The sequence below is a fragment of the Variovorax sp. NFACC27 genome (assembly GCF_048301545.1).
In the GTDB taxonomy this organism is placed as follows: Bacteria; Pseudomonadota; Gammaproteobacteria; order Burkholderiales; family Burkholderiaceae_C; genus Variovorax; species Variovorax gossypii.
The window spans coordinates 3,344,521-3,359,273 of the sequence record NZ_CP157613.1 but is presented as its reverse complement, the minus strand read 5'-3'; the positions used below and the strand labels follow the sequence as shown (position 1 = coordinate 3,359,273).

5 protein-coding genes and 3 pseudogenes are annotated in these 14,753 nt (G+C 68.3%); all 8 read right to left on the bottom strand.

Annotated elements, in window-relative coordinates:
• Positions 1-27 precede the first annotated feature (27 nt).
• Positions 28-10,056: an SDR family NAD(P)-dependent oxidoreductase gene (locus ABL840_RS15775; RefSeq protein ID WP_418116292.1), complete on the bottom strand. Its 10,029-nt coding sequence runs from the start codon at positions 10,054-10,056 to the stop codon at positions 28-30.
• A gap of 14 nt (positions 10,057-10,070) precedes the next feature.
• Positions 10,071-10,172, bottom strand: coding sequence for a hypothetical protein (locus ABL840_RS15770; RefSeq protein WP_418116362.1), 102 nt, complete (start codon positions 10,170-10,172; stop codon positions 10,071-10,073).
• A gap of 12 nt (positions 10,173-10,184) precedes the next feature.
• Positions 10,185-11,626, bottom strand: a pseudogene (locus ABL840_RS15765) (type I polyketide synthase); the annotation flags it as partial.
• A 201-nt stretch (positions 11,627-11,827) separates the two neighbouring features.
• Positions 11,828-12,001: pseudogene (locus tag ABL840_RS15760) on the bottom strand (acyl carrier protein); the annotation flags it as partial.
• A gap of 185 nt (positions 12,002-12,186) precedes the next feature.
• Entirely contained in the window at positions 12,187-12,543 is a 357-nt protein-coding gene (locus tag ABL840_RS15755) for a class I SAM-dependent methyltransferase (protein WP_418116361.1), read from the bottom strand.
• Positions 12,459-12,917 (bottom strand): hypothetical protein, encoded by a 459-nt coding sequence (locus ABL840_RS15750; RefSeq protein ID WP_418116390.1) that lies wholly within the window; start codon positions 12,915-12,917, stop codon positions 12,459-12,461. Before ABL840_RS15750 ends, ABL840_RS15755 begins: the two co-directional genes overlap by 85 nt.
• A gap of 8 nt (positions 12,918-12,925) precedes the next feature.
• Complete coding sequence (locus tag ABL840_RS15745) at positions 12,926-14,011, bottom strand: polyketide synthase dehydratase domain-containing protein (protein ID WP_418116291.1); 1,086 nt, start codon at positions 14,009-14,011, stop codon at positions 12,926-12,928.
• Positions 14,012-14,468: 457 nt separating this feature from the next.
• Positions 14,469-14,579: pseudogene (locus tag ABL840_RS15740) on the bottom strand (hypothetical protein); the annotation flags it as partial.
• Positions 14,580-14,753: the final 174 nt, after the last annotated feature.

Here is a 14,753-nt window from a genome sequence, read left to right as displayed (position 1 = left end):
TCGCAGTGCCGGATGGGAAGCCGAGATTCATTTGTAGAGCCCTTCCGGGAGCTGACGCTCGGCCGGCTTGGAGGTGTTGCGATGCAAAAGCGGATGCAGTGGCTTGCCGACGTCCGTCGCCTGGAGGGAAGGCACTTGCCGCACCGGCGGCACCCAATACCGTTCCCTGGCGAACGGATAGCTTGGCAGGCTGATGCGCCGCGGTGCCGCCTCGCGGCACAACTGCCTCCAATCGACCTCCATGCCCTTCGTCCACAACTCGACGAGCCGATGCGATCTGCCTGATGTCGCGCACTCTTCGATCATTGCCTGGCGTTCTTCGTCGGTAGCCAGCCCGTCCTTGTCGCGCCGGGCGGTGCCCCTGTAGAGCCCGTCGATGCCCTTCGCTTCCGCCAGGTACTGCGCCAGCTTGGCCTTGAGCTCCTCCAGCGTGCTCACCACGCACGCCAGCCTCACCTCCATCGCCTCGCGCCCCACCTGCAGCGTGTACGCAATGTCCGCAAGATCCTCATCCGTGCACCCCTGGCGCTCCACATGCGCCAGCAGCCGCTGCACCGCCTCGCGAAGCCGCACCTCCTGCTTCGCTGACAGCACCACCACAACCGGACGCTGCGGCGTCACCACCACCTTTGCCCGCGCTGGCTCGGCAGACCGGTACTCCTGCAGCACCACATGGGCGTTCACTCCGCCCACACCGAACGAGCTCACGCCCGCCCGCCGCGGCAGCTCGCGACCCGCGTCGTCCCGCAGCGCCACCCACTCCCGCGACTCCTGCACCACGTAGAACGGACTGCCCGAGAGATCGATGTACGGATTGATCTCCTTCGCATGCAGACTCGGCACCAGCGTGCGGTGCTTGAACTGCAGCAGCACCTTCACGATGCCCGCCACACCTGCGGCGAGCTCCAGGTGCCCGATATTGGTCTTCACCGACCCCAGGCCGCAGTACCCCGTGGGCAGCGCCTCGCCCTGCGCCGCCGCCTGGAACGCGCTCTTCAGACCCTGGATCTCGATCGGGTCGCCCAGCGGCGTGCCCGTGCCATGCGCCTCGATGTAGCTCACGCTGCGCGGGTCGACCTGCGCCTGCTCGAACGCCGACCTGATCAGCGCCGCCTGCGCCTTCGGGTTCGGCGCCGTCAGCGAGTTCGCACGGCCCCCGTGGTTCTCCGCGCTGCCCAGGATCAGCCCGTAGATGTGGTCGCCATCGGCCTGCGCCTTGGACAGCGGCTTGAGCATGAGCATCCCCACGCCCTCGCCACGCACGTAGCCGTTCGCCTCCTTCGAGAACGTCTTGCAGCGCCCGTCCGGGCTGAGCATTCCCGCCTTGGTGAAGCTCACGTGCGCCTCCGGGCTGACCAGGGTGTTCACGCCACCGACGATCGCCTGCCCGCATTGGCCCGTGCGCATCGCCTGCACCGCTCGGTGCACCGCCACCAGCGAGCTCGAGCACGCCGTCTCGATCGGCTCGCTCGGCCCGTGCAGGTTGAGCAGGAAGCTCACGCGGTTCGGGCCGATGGAGCTCAGCGCACCGGTGCTGGAATAGCCCTCGATCGGCTCCCCCGCCTGGGCCAGCAGACCGCTGTAGCCACTGCCGGCCGTCCCCACGAAGATCCCGGTGTCCGTGCCGCTCAGTTGCGCAGGCGCATAGCCAGCGTCCTCGATCACCCGCCAGACGTAGGTCATCAGCAGCCGCTGCTGCGGATCCATCGCCGCCGCCTCGCGCGGCGAGATCCCGAAGAACAGCGGATCGAACTCGGCAATCCCATCGATCACGCCCGCGTGACGGATGTTGGTCTTGTTCACCTCCTTGGCCGGATCGCCGTACAACCGCGACCAGTCCCAGCGGCTGCCCGGTATCTCGCCGATGCAGTCGCGCCCGCTCGCCAGGTTCGCCCAGAAGTCCTCCAGATCCTCCGCCTGCGGGAACGCCCCGCTCACGCCGATGATCGCGATCGGCTCCGGCTTGACAGGAACCGCGGCCGCGGCCGGGGCCGCTGCATGTCTTTCGGGGGGCATCGCAGGCGCCTGCGCGAAGCGCACGCGCTGACTGCGTCCCATCGGCAGCGCCGCGGAGACCGAAGCGTCCGACAGCTCGGGGGCAGTCGCTCGCACCGTATCCCCCAGCTGCTTGGCCAACACCGTCCGGTACTCGTGCAGCAGATGCTCGCTCAGCCCCGCGAGAGTCGGGTATTCGAAAAGCACCGTCGGTGTCAGTTCCAGCCCGTACATGCCGTTGATGACATTGGCGAAGGCCGTCAGGGTGATCGAATCGAAGCCGAACTCGCTCAGCTCCGCCTCCGGATCGATGTCCTCCGACTCGAGCTTCAGCAGGTCCGAGACCGCACGCACCAATGACGACTGCAGCCTCTTCTGGAGATCCTTGCCAGTGATCACCGGATCAACCGGGGATGCGCGGACAGGCTTGGGAGCCGCGTTCGAGACCGGCAACCGTGGCACTTGAGGCGCAGCCGCCACCGTCTGCCGCACGATGCCGTCGCTCAGGCCCACCACGATCTGCTGGCCCAGCCCGTGCGCCACCTCCGCCGGATGGCGCACGTCCACGAACCCCTGCGCCTCGAGCAACCGCCGCCAGGCCTGCGGCGTCAGTGCCGGCGAGCCCGGAATCCGCAAGGGCACATCCTCCGACAGCCACCACCCCTCCAGCAGCCCGAAGGTCAGCTGCAGGAACAGGCTGTTGGAGGACATCTCGTTGATCAGCACCACCCCGTTCGCCTTCAGCAGCGCCTTGGTGTTGCCCACGGTGCGCCGCATCTCCCTGGTCGCATGCAGCACGTTCGTGGCGATCACCACGTCGTAGCGGCCGACCTCGACGCCCTGCTCCGCCAGGGACCGCTCGACGTCGAAGATCTGCGTCTTCAGGTACGGCGCCTTCGCCCGGTACTGCTTCTCCGCATGCAGCAGGAACGCCTTCGACAGGTCCGTGTAGCAGTACTCCTCGATGTGCGCGGCATAGGCCGCCAGCCGATCGAACAGCAGCGCGCTCGTCCCCCCCGTCCCCGCCCCGATCTCGAACAGACGCAGCTTCGCCTGCGGGTCCTGGGCCAGCCGCGCCTTCACCGCCGCAACCAGGCTTTCCGCCAGCACCTCGTTGAAGTAGTCCGAGACCTCGTTGTCGCGGTAGATGCCCTCCACCAGTTCCATCGAACCGTTCGGGAACAACACCTCCGTCGCCGCGCGCTGTCCGCGCAGGATCTCCGGCAGCGCTCGCAGCGCCGCGTCCACGAAGTTGATCTGGGCCTGGTACTCGGGACCGAGCTGGAGCTTGCAGGCCTCCCAGCGCGACCACAGCGCATCCCTGTCCGGCGCGTCCGCCATGAGCACCCTCAGCACGCCGCCTTCACGCGCCAGATACCCGCGCTTCTCCAGCACCTCCAAGCTCTCGACGAGCCAGGGTCCGTACAGCGACGGCAGACCCACCCGGGCCTTCCACGCCTCGACGTCAACCACCGGCTGCGAGGCCAGTCCCAGCTCGCACAGCTGACCCCACAGCAACCCCGCAAGCAAGTTATCGAGGGTCTGCTTCGTCTCCGCGCTCATGTCCACCGGAGACTCGACCGCAGTCGCACGCGGCAGCACCTCCGCCACCGACGACACCCCCGGCACGACCTGCCGGGCCTCTCCCGCCGCAACGCCCATGGCCTGCGCAAACTCCGGCGTCGTCGTCTTGATGTAGATCACCCGCGACACTGGCGACGCCAGCAACCGCTCCAGCACATCCATCGCCTCCGGCGGCTCGATCGAGTCCAGCCCGACCTTGGCCATCCGTGCACGGTAGTCCGCCGACGCCACGACCCCCACGCTGCCCCAGTAACCCCAGTTCACTACCTTCACCGCGCACGGCCACGCACGCGACAGCGCCTGCGCGTAGGCGTCGACGAATGTGCATCCCGCTGCATAGTTGCTCTGGCCGACCGCCCTGTGAAGGCTCTGGCTCGAGGAGAGGAACAGAACGAAGTCGAGCGCCTCCCGCCCGAACACCTCCGCCAGACGCACGCTCACGTCCACCTTCGCCTCCAGGCTGCCGACGAAGGTCTTCTCCTCCATCCGCATCAGGCTCTGGTCCTGCAGCACCAGCACCGAGTGCACCACCCCATGGATGACCCCGAAGCGCTCCTTGATCGCCTCGTACGCGGCCTGCAGCAAGACATGGTTCGTCGCATCCGCCGACAGGTAGTACGGCGCAGGCCCCAGCGTCCCAAGCCGCGCACGCTTGGCCTCGATGGCTTCGTCCTCCGGGCGCCGTCCGATCCAGATCACCTGAGCCTGGTACTCGCGGATCAGGTACTCGCTGAAGACTTCCCCGATGCCGCCCGCACCACCCAGCAGCACGTACACCCCGCCTCGGCGATAGCCTTGGCGCGCCGGCGCAGGCAGCGTGCTCGACACGAGCTCCTGCCGGTACCACTCGCCGTGGCGACAGGCCAGCGCGTTGCCCTGCGCATCCGCGGGCAAGGCCAGCACCTCGTCCAGCGACCACTCCTGCCCGGCGGGAACGTCCACGAGACGCACTCGCCAGTTCGGGTGCTCCTTGGCCAGCGAGCCCACGAGGCCATGCACCGCCGCATGCGCCGGCAGCACCTCGTCGCTCTCGTCCACAGCAACGGCCTGTTGCGTCACGATCGTCAGCCCCAGCGCCTTGCTGCCATGACCGGCCGAGAACAGCGCCTTGACCAGGCGGAAGCAGGCCAGCACGCCCTGCTGCTGCGCCCCGATCATCTCCTGGCTGATCAGCCCCACCTCCGCGCCCGACGGCACGAACCACAGCACGTGCGAGAACGGTGCCCGCTCCTTCAGCTGCGCCGCCATCTCCTCGATGCTCCACGGCTCGGCCGGACGCAGGCACTGCGCCTGCGCATACCGCGACAGGCACGCCTGCTGCTGCGCATCGCTGCCTCCCACCACCAGCACCCGCTCCTCCTGCGAAGGCCAGCGCATACCCGTCGAGGGCGTGCATACGACCCAGTCCGCAACCAGCGTCAGCTGACCAACCGGCATGGCCGCCATCGCCGGTGCGACCGGCGGCGACGCCGGCTTCGTCGGCGCCGCCTGCCCCAGCACACGGCTGCTGAAGCCACGCAGTTGCACGCACACCCGACCTTCGGCGTCCACCAGCGACACGTCCAGCTTCAGCACCGCGTCGCCGATCGTGCTGCCCGCGCTCTGGCGCACCACCGCCACCGCCTTCTCCGGCACCGCCCCGTACAGCTCCACCGCCTCCACCGCGAACGGCAGCGACAGCCTGTCCTGCGGCTGCGCGAACACCAGCCCGATCGACGCCTGCAGCGCCCCGTCCAGCAAGCTCGGCGGCAACACGAACGCGGCCGGATCCGTGCCCTGCGACGGCATCTGCACGTCACCCAGCGCCATCGGTCGACCCGCTGCATCCTGCCCCACCCGGACTTCCATCAGCGACTGGAAGGCCGGGCCGTACGCCAGACCCATCCGCGCGAACTCCGCATAGCACGCCTCGGACGCGAACACCTGCGAGCACTGCGACCGCAGCCGCCCCAGGTCCTCGAGCGGCGCATCCGCCGCCGCCGCAACCCGCGCACGCCCCTGTGCATGCACCCGCGCCTCCTCCTCGCCCACGACCTGGGTGTACACCTCGAAGCTCACCAACCCAACGTCCTGCGGCACAAGCGCAATGTGCACCTCCACCGGCGCATCACCCACCACCACAGGCTGCGCGAACACCACCTGCTCCAGCCGCACGTCCCGCGCCTGCGACGCCGCGAGCTCCAGCGCCTGCACCACCGCCGCGCGCGCAAGCTCCAGGTACGCAACCCCGGGCAGCACCCGCTGCCCCTTCACCACGTGGTCCGCAAGGAAGAACTCCTCCCCCGTGAACACCGAGCTGAAGCGCTGCTCGGCCAAGCTCGAGGTGTTGCGGTGCATCAGCGGATGCAACTGCTCGCTGACAGGGTTCTTCGCGAAAACCGCCCCCGGCACCGATGACGCCTGCGCTTGCGGCTTCTGCATCTGCGGCACCCAGTACCGTTCCCTCGCGAACGGATAGGTCGGCAGGCTGATCCGCCGCGGCGGTCGGTCGCCGAAAAGCCGCTCCCAGGGCAACTCGTACCCCTGACAGTACAGATCCGCCAACGCCTGGAGGTTTTCCTGGCGATCAACGTGCGACAGCCCGGGCTGGGCCGTGCGCGCCAGCAGCTCGAAGCCGTAGCGCGCCAGAGCCTTCTGCGCAGCGAAGTTTCTGCCAACCTGGCCCTGGAACAGGCCCGGCAGCTTCTCACGGCCACCGATCCGGCTCATCGCGTGCAACGCGTCATCCCGGTCCTGCACGACCAATGCGCACCGATGAGCGAAGTGGTGGCGCCCGGTCAAGAGCGTACAACTCAGCGCGCACAGATCGACTGACGACCAGGCCTTCGCACCGAGCGCCCCGGCCAGGGCCTGGACACGCGCGGCCAGCGCCTCCTCTGTCTTGGCCGACACAACCAGCAGATGGAAGCGCGGCACTGACGAGGTCGGCGTCGCCGCCTTTTCCTCGTAGCTCTCGACCACCACATGAGCGTTGGTGCCGCTCATCCCGAAAGCGCTGACTGCCCCGAGCCTCGGCCTTCCCTGAGACGGCCAGGGCTTGCGCGCGCCGTTCACGTAGAACGGACTCGCCTCCCACGGAATGTAGTCGCTCAACTGCTCACAGTCGAGGCTCGCCGGGATCTCACAGTGGCGCATCGCCTGAACCAGCGCGACCAAGCTCAGCAACCCCGAGGCTGCAAACGTGTGGCCGAAGTTGGTCTTCGTTGAGGTCAGCGCGCACTGCCCCGGCCGCACACCCTCGCAGCCGGCAAAGGCTTCGTAGAGCGCGTTGACTTCGATGGGATCGCCCAGTCGCGTCCCCGTTCCATGGGCGACGACGTAGTCGATCCGGGCCGGATCGATCCCGAAGCGGCGGTGAACGTCTCGCAACAGCCGTGTCTGCGCCATGCCGCTCGGCGCGGTGATGCCGTTGGTTTTGCCGTCGTAGTTGATCCCGCTGCCACGGATCACGCCCTGGATCGGATCCCCGTCTCTTTCGGCGTGCGACAACCGTTTCAGGACAACCGCCACCACCGCCTCGCCCGGCACCATCCCATTGGCGCGCCGGTCGAAGGCGTACGACTTGCCGTCCGGGGACAACATGCCCGCCCGCCCGAGGGCCACGAACATCTGCGGTGTCAGCACCAGGTTCGCCCCGGCCGCGATCGCCGTCTCGCATTCCCCCATGCGCAGGCTCAGGCAGGCCTCATGCAGCGCCACCAGCCCGGAAGAGCACGCCGTGTTGATCGCCAGCGCGGGGCCTTGCAGGTTCAACACGTACGCCAGCCGCGCGGCCAGGATGCCGTCGTGGTTGCCGGTCACGCTGCCCTGCTCGCCCACAAGGTACTGGTAGTCGCCTTGCTCCACGCCGACGAACATACCGACTGACTGCCGGTCCAGATGCGCGCGTCCGTAGCCCGCATCCTCCAGCGCAGCCCAGGCCTCTTGAAGGAGGAGCCGCTGGCGCGGATCCATCAGTTCGGCTTCCTTGGGCGAGATCTCGAAGAACTGAGGATCGAACTCCGCCACCCCAGGCAACGCGCCCAGCCACCGGCCGTTGGTCTTTCCGGGGTCCTTCATCGGATCGCCAGCGTACGGCCGCCAGTCGAACCGATCCGGCGGGATCTCCTCCACCACGGTCCGGCCTTGCCGCAGGATCTCCCAGAGCTCCTCGACCGTGCGCGCCCCCGGGAAGCGGCCGCTCATGCCGATGATCGCAATCGGCTCATCGGCGAGCAGACTGGTGGGATCTGGTTCGTGTCGGGCCACCTCGCCGGTCGTCGCGGTGCCACGCTCCACCGTCCGATCGCCAACAGCGCCCGGCGTCTCCGTGCCTTCCTGATAGAACTCGGCCAACGGCATCGCATACTTGTCCATCAGGTAGGCCGCAAGCCGTCCCAGGCTGGGGTGGCTGAAGAACACGGCCGGCGTGAGGTCGATGCCGAAGTGGCCATTCAGGCAGCGGGAAAGCTCGGCCAGCCGAATCGAATCGAAGCCGAAATCCGCAAGGTTCTCTTCCAGCCCCAGTTGCGCGCGCGGAACGTCCAGGAGCGTACTGACTTTCTCCCTGAGGTCCCACACCACGCACGTCTCCACATCGAAACCCTTCATCTCCGGCCGTCGGCCGCGTCCCGCAGGGGCCACGGAGCTTCCGGCCTCCGCATCGGGCGCGGAGCATTCCGTCTCGTCCCCCAGACCGAGGAGCCCCCGCACCCGGGCCGGCTGCCCCTTCATTACCAGCGGCGCCGGCGACGGCTGGCCTAGCAGGCGTTCGAACAACGCCACGCCCTCCGCTGACGTCAGGGCTTGCTGGCCGCTCGACTTCAGGTACAGATCGATCCGGGCGCGGTCGCGGCCGCTCATCTGCCCGTCCTGCCACAGCGGCCAGGCGATGGCCAAGGTCCTCCCAACAACCTCGCCGCGCGCTCGGCGCTCGTCGCGGGCCTGGGCATAAGCCATCAGGAAGCGGTTGCCCATGGCGTAGTCGCCAGCCCCAAAATCACCCAGCACCGCCGACGCGGAAGCGAAGTAGCAGACGAACTCCAACGGCTGTTCGCACAGCAGGTCCTCGAGCACCAGCGTCCCCGTCACCTTCGGCGCCAGAATCGCGCGGAACTGCTCGGGATCCTTCTCGAGAAGATCGACCTCGGAATCGAGTCCCGCTGCATGCAGGACGCCGTCGATCGCGCCGAATCGCGCCAGCGCCTGCGCCAGCCCATCCCGCATGGCGTCGCGATCCGTCACGTCGGCCTGCACGTACAGCACCTGTGCGCCCAATCGCTCCAGGGACGCGAGCTGGGCTTGCCGGGAGGCGTCCAGCATCGAGCGGCCGCTCAGTACCAGGCGCGCACCATGCTGGCGGGCCAGGTACTGCGCAAAGACAAACCCCAATCCTCCAAGACCCCCAGTAATCCAGTAGGCTCCGTCCCGCCGCAGCGGCAGCGCCTGCGGTGTGCATGCCAGGTCGCGCGTCTTCGGTACATACCGCGTCTCGCCCCGATACAGCGCGCTCTGGCCTCGGGGCGCCGCCAGTTCCAGAAGCAGGCGGCGCGCCCACGCCGCGAAGTCCACGGTCTCACCCGCAGCCGCTTGCTGGCCGACCACCGACAACGGAATCGACGGCAGCACCAGCTTCATGGAGCGTCCCAGTCCGATCCAGGACGACAGGTGCGCCAGTTCCGCGTCACAGCAGCTCTGCCCGGCAAGCACCAGCCGGGCACAGTCGATCCGCCGGCGACCCAGCGCCTGCAGCAGGTGCAAGATGGGGACGGCGTCCTCCAACAGCGCGGACGCCTCCAACGGCCACAGGTACGCCAGGGCATCCAGCGGACCATGGGTGGCCGCGATCGCTTCGAGGATCTCGCCGCCATCCATCGCCGTGCCCGACCAAGCGTGCCGGACCAAGCCGTCGGCCGGAGCCGTCACATGGCCTTGCGTCACGAACACCAGCGTCGTGCCCGGCGCCTGCTCGGACACCACCTTCGCCACCGCCTGCTGGTGAGCTGGTGCCGATAAGAAGCACACCAACGTCCCAGACTGGCTTTCGCGGCCGGAGGACAGCGCCTGCGCGTCCCAGACCTCTTCGAACGTCAGAATCTCCGCGGCCTCTGCCACCTCGACGGAAGCGGACGACACGCGCGAAGGGGCCTCGTCCACCGCCCTCCGCGGTTGGTCGGGCCGTGACGTCTCTTCGCGCGTCGCCATCCAATACCGTTCTTTGGCGAACGGATAGGTCGGCAAGCTGATCCGCCTCGGCGTCACTTCGCCGTCGTACAGCCGCGCCCAGTCGAACGCCAGTCCCCGCACCCACAGCTCGACGAGCTTGCGCAGCTTGCCCTTGGACAGCCACGCGTCGATGGTGCGATCCATGTCCTCGTCCACCAGGAGCGCGAGGGTCTCTTTGTCTCGCTTGATCTCGCCCCTGTAGAGCCCGTCGATGTCCTTCGCTTCCGCCAGGTACTGCGCCAGCTTGGCCTTGAGCTCCTCCAGCGTGCTCACCACGCACGCCAGCCTCACCTCCATCGCCTCGCGCCCCCCTGCAGCGTGTACGCAATGTCCGCAAGATCCTCATCCGTGCACCCCTGGCGCTCCACATGCGCCAGCAACCGCTGCACCGCCTCGCGAAGCCGCACCTCCTGCTTCGCCGACAGCACCACCACGACCGGACGCTGCGGCGTCACCACCACCTTTGCCCGATCGGCAGACCGGTACTCCTGCAGCACCACATGGGCGTTCACTCCGCCCACACCGAACGAGCTCACGCCCGCCCGCCGCGGCAGCTCGCGACCCGCGTCGTCCCGCAGCGCCACCCACTCCCGCGACTCCTGCACCACGTAGAACGGACTGCCCGAGAGATCGATGTACGGATTGATCTCCTTCGCATGCAGACTCGGCACCAGCGTGCGGTGCTTGAACTGCAGCAGCACCTTCACGATGCCCGCCACACCTGCGGCGAGCTCCAGGTGCCCGATATTGGTCTTCACCGACCCCAGGCCGCAGTACCCCGTGGGCAGCGCCTCGCCCTGCGCCGCCGCCTGGAACGCGCTCTTCAGACCCTGGATCTCGATCGGGTCGCCCAGCGGCGTGCCCGTGCCATGCGCCTCGATGTAGCTCACGCTGCGCGGGTCGACCTGCGCCTGCTCGAACGCCGACCTGATCAGCGCCGCCTGCGCCTTCGGGTTCGGCGCCGTCAGCGAGTTCGCACGGCCCCCGTGGTTCTCCGCGCTGCCCAGGATCAGCCCGTAGATGTGGTCGCCATCGGCCTGCGCCTTGGACAGCGGCTTGAGCATGAGCATCCCCACGCCCTCGCCACGCACGTAGCCGTTCGCCTCCTTCGAGAACGTCTTGCAGCGCCCGTCCGGGCTGAGCATTCCCGCCTTGGTGAAGCTCACGTGCGCCTCCGGGCTGACCAGGGTGTTCACGCCACCGACGATCGCCTGCCCGCATTGGCCCGTGCGCATCGCCTGCACCGCTCGGTGCACCGCCACCAGCGAGCTCGAGCACGCCGTCTCGATCGGCTCGCTCGGCCCGTGCAGGTTGAGCAGGAAGCTCACGCGGTTCGGGCCGATGGAGCTCAGCGCACCGGTGCTGGAATAGCCCTCGATCGGCTCCCCGCCTGGGCCAGCAGACCGCTGTAGCCACTGCCGGCCGTCCCCACGAAGATCCCGGTGTCCGTGCCGCTCAGTTGCGCAGGCGCATAGCCAGCGTCCTCGATCACCCGCCAGACGTAGGTCATCAGCAGCCGCTGCTGCGGATCCATCGCCGCCGCCTCGCGCGGCGAGATCCCGAAGAACAGCGGATCGAACTCGGCAATCCCATCGATCACGCCCGCGTGACGGATGTTGGTCTTGTTCACCTCCTTGGCCGGATCGCCGTACAACCGCGACCAGTCCCAGCGGCTGCCCGGTATCTCGCCGATGCAGTCGCGCCCGCTCGCCAGGTTCGCCCAGAAGTCCTCCAGATCCTCCGCCTGCGGGAACGCCCCGCTCACGCCGATGATCGCGATCGGCTCCGGCTTGACAGGAACCGCGGCCGCGGCCGGGGCCGCTGCATGTCTTTCGGGGGGCATCGCAGGCGCCTGCGCGAAGCGCACGCGCTGACTGCGTCCCATCGGCAGCGCCGCGGAGACCGAAGCGTCCGACAGCTCGGGGGCAGTCGCTCGCACCGTATCCCCCAGCTGCTTGGCCAACACCGTCCGGTACTCGTGCAGCAGATGCTCGCTCAGTCCGGCCAGCGTGGGGTATTCGAAGAAAATCGTCGGCGTCAATGCCAATCCATATTGGCCGTTGAGGGTGTTGGCGAACGTCGTCAACGTGATGGAGTCGAAGCCGAACTCACTCAGCTCGACCTGCGGATCGATCTCATCCGACCGAAGCTTCAGCAGTCCGGACGCCGCGCGCGCCAACGACGAACGCAATTTTTCCTGCAGCTCGTCGCAGGACACTGCTTCGTCCTCCGCCGACTCGTGGGCTTCTCCGCGAGGACGAGAGGCCACTGCACCCGTCTGCCGCACGATGCCGTCGCTCAGGCCCACCACGATCTGCTGGCCCAGCCCATGCGCCACCTCCGCCGGATGGCGCACGTCCACGAACCCCTGCGCCTCGAGCAACCGCCGCCAGGCCTGCGGCGTCAGTGCCGGCGAGCCCGGAATCCGCAGGGCACATCCTCCGACAGCCACCACCCCTCCAGCAGCCCGAAGGTCAACTGCAGGAACAGGCTGTTGGAGGACATCTCGTTGATCAGCACCACCCCGTTCGCCTTCAGCAGCGCCTTGGTGTTGCCCACGGTGCGCCGCATCTCCCTGGTCGCATGCAGCACGTTCGTGGCGATCACCATGTCGTAGCGGCCGACCTCGACGCCCTGCTCCGCCAAGGACCGCTCGACGTCGAAGATCTGCGTCTTCAGGTACGGCGCCTTCGCCCGGTACTGCTGCTCCGCATGCAGCAGGAACGCCTTCGACAGGTCCGTGTAGCAGTACTCCTCGATGTGCGCGGCATAGGCCGCCAGCCGATCGAACAGCAGTGCGCTCGTCCCCCCGTCCCCGCCCCGATCTCGAACAGGCGCAACTTCGCCTGCGGATCCTGGGCCAGCCGCGCCTTCACCGCCGCAACCAGGCTTTCCGCCAGCACCTCGTTGAAGTAGTCCGAGACCTCGTTGTCGCGGTAGATGCCCTCCACCAGTTCCATCGAACCGTTCGGGAACAACACCTCCGTCGCCGCGCGCCGTCCGCGCAGGATCTCCGGCAGCGCTCGCAGCGCCGCGTCCACGAAGTTGATCTGGGCCTGGTACTCGGGACCGAGCTGGAGCTTGCAGGCCTCCCAGCGCGACCACAGCGCATCCCTGTCCGGCGCGTCCGCCATGAGCACCCTCAGCACGCCGCCTTCACGCGCCAGATACCCCGCTTCTCCAGCACCTCCAAGCTCTCGACGAGCCAGGGTCCGTACAGCGACGGCAGACCCACCCGGGCCTTCCACGCCTCGACGTCAACCACCGGCTGCGAGGCCAGTCCCAGCTCGCACAGCTGACCCCACAGCAACCCCGCAAGCAAGTTATCGAGGGTCTGCTTCGTCTCCGCGCTCATGTCCACCGGAGACTCGACCGCAGTCGCACGCGGCAGCACCTCCGCCACCGACGACACCCCCGGCACGACCTGCTCCACCTCCAACGTCGCGGGCACGCCGTCCGGCGTGCGGCTGCGGACGCCTTGAAGCCACACGCACACCCGGCCCTGCATGTCCGTCAGCGACACATCCAGCGTCGGGAGCGCACCGCCGGTCGTGCCGCCTACACCCTGCCGCACCACCGCCACGGCCTTCGCCGGCACCGGCCCATACAGCGCCACCGTGTCCACCGCCTCCATCGCAAACGGACGCAACGGCTCGTCCTGCGGCTGCGCGGTCACGCGCCCCATCGACGCCTGCAGCGCCGCGCCCAGCAGCCCAGGCGGCAGCATGAAGGCCGCCGACGACTCGCTCGCCTTGGACGGCAGCGCCAACTCGCCCACCGCCAGCAGCCGACCCGCTGCATCCTGCCCCACCCGGACTTCCATCAACGACTGGAAGGCCGGGCCGTACGCCAGCCCCATCCGCGCGAACTCCGCATAGCAGGCCTCGGATGCGAACACCTGCGGGCACTGCGACCGCAGCCGATCCAGGTCCTCGATCGGCGCATCCGCCGCCGCCGCAACCCGCGCTCGCCCCTGTGCATGCACCCGCGCCTCCTCCTCGCCCGCGACCTGGGTGTACACCTCGAAGCTCACCGACCCACCGTCCTGCGGCACGAGCGCAATGTGCACCTCCACCGGCGCATCACCCACCACCACAGGCTGCGCGAACACCACCTGCTCCAGCCGCACGTCCCGCGCCTGCGACGCCGCGAGCTCCAGCGCCTGCACCACCGCCGCGCGCGCAAGCTCCAGGTACGCAACCCCGGGCAGCACCCGCTGCCCCTTCACCACGTGGTCGGCAAGGAAGAACTCCTCCCCGTGAACACCGAGCTGAAGCGCTGCTCGGCCAGGCTCGAGGTGTTGCGGTGCACAAGCGGATGCAACTCTTCACCGACGGGCTTGCCGGGGCGCGCAGCATTCGCGCCTGCGGCATCGGGGCCTCGGGCGCCCAGTACCGGTCCTTCGCGAACGGATAGGTCGGCAGGCTGATCCGCCTCGGCGTTGCTTCGCCGTACAGCCGCGCCCAGTCGAACGCCAGTCCCCGTACCCACAGCTCGACGACCTTGTGCAGCTTGCCCTTGGACAGCCACGCGTCGATGGTGCGCCCCATGTCCTCATCCGCCAGTGCGGACAGGCCTTCCTTGCCACGCTTGGCCTCGCCACAGTGAAGCCCATCGACATTCCGGTCACCCGTAAGGTATTGACTCAACTTGACCTTGAGCTCCTCCAACGTGCTCACCACGCACGCCAGCCTCACCTCCATCGCCTCGCGCCCCACCTGCAGCGTGTACGCAATGTCCGCAAGATCCTCGTCCGTGCAACCCTGGCGCTCCACATGCGACAGCAACCGCTGCACCGCCTCGCGCAGCCGCTCCTCGCGCCGGGCCGACAGCACCACCACGGCCGGGCGCTGCGGCGTCACCGCCACCCTCGCCCGCGCAGGCTCGGCAGCCCGGTACTCCTGCACGATCACGTGCGCGTTCGATCCCCGGCACCGAACGACGAGATCCCCGCGATGCGCGGATACTCC

Bases quoted from the DNA above. Each gene is read 5' to 3' on its own strand.
- ABL840_RS15750 (WP_418116390.1), bottom strand. From the start codon at position 12,917: ATGGCGGACGCGCCGGACAGGGATGCGCTGTGGTCGCGCTGGGAGGCC.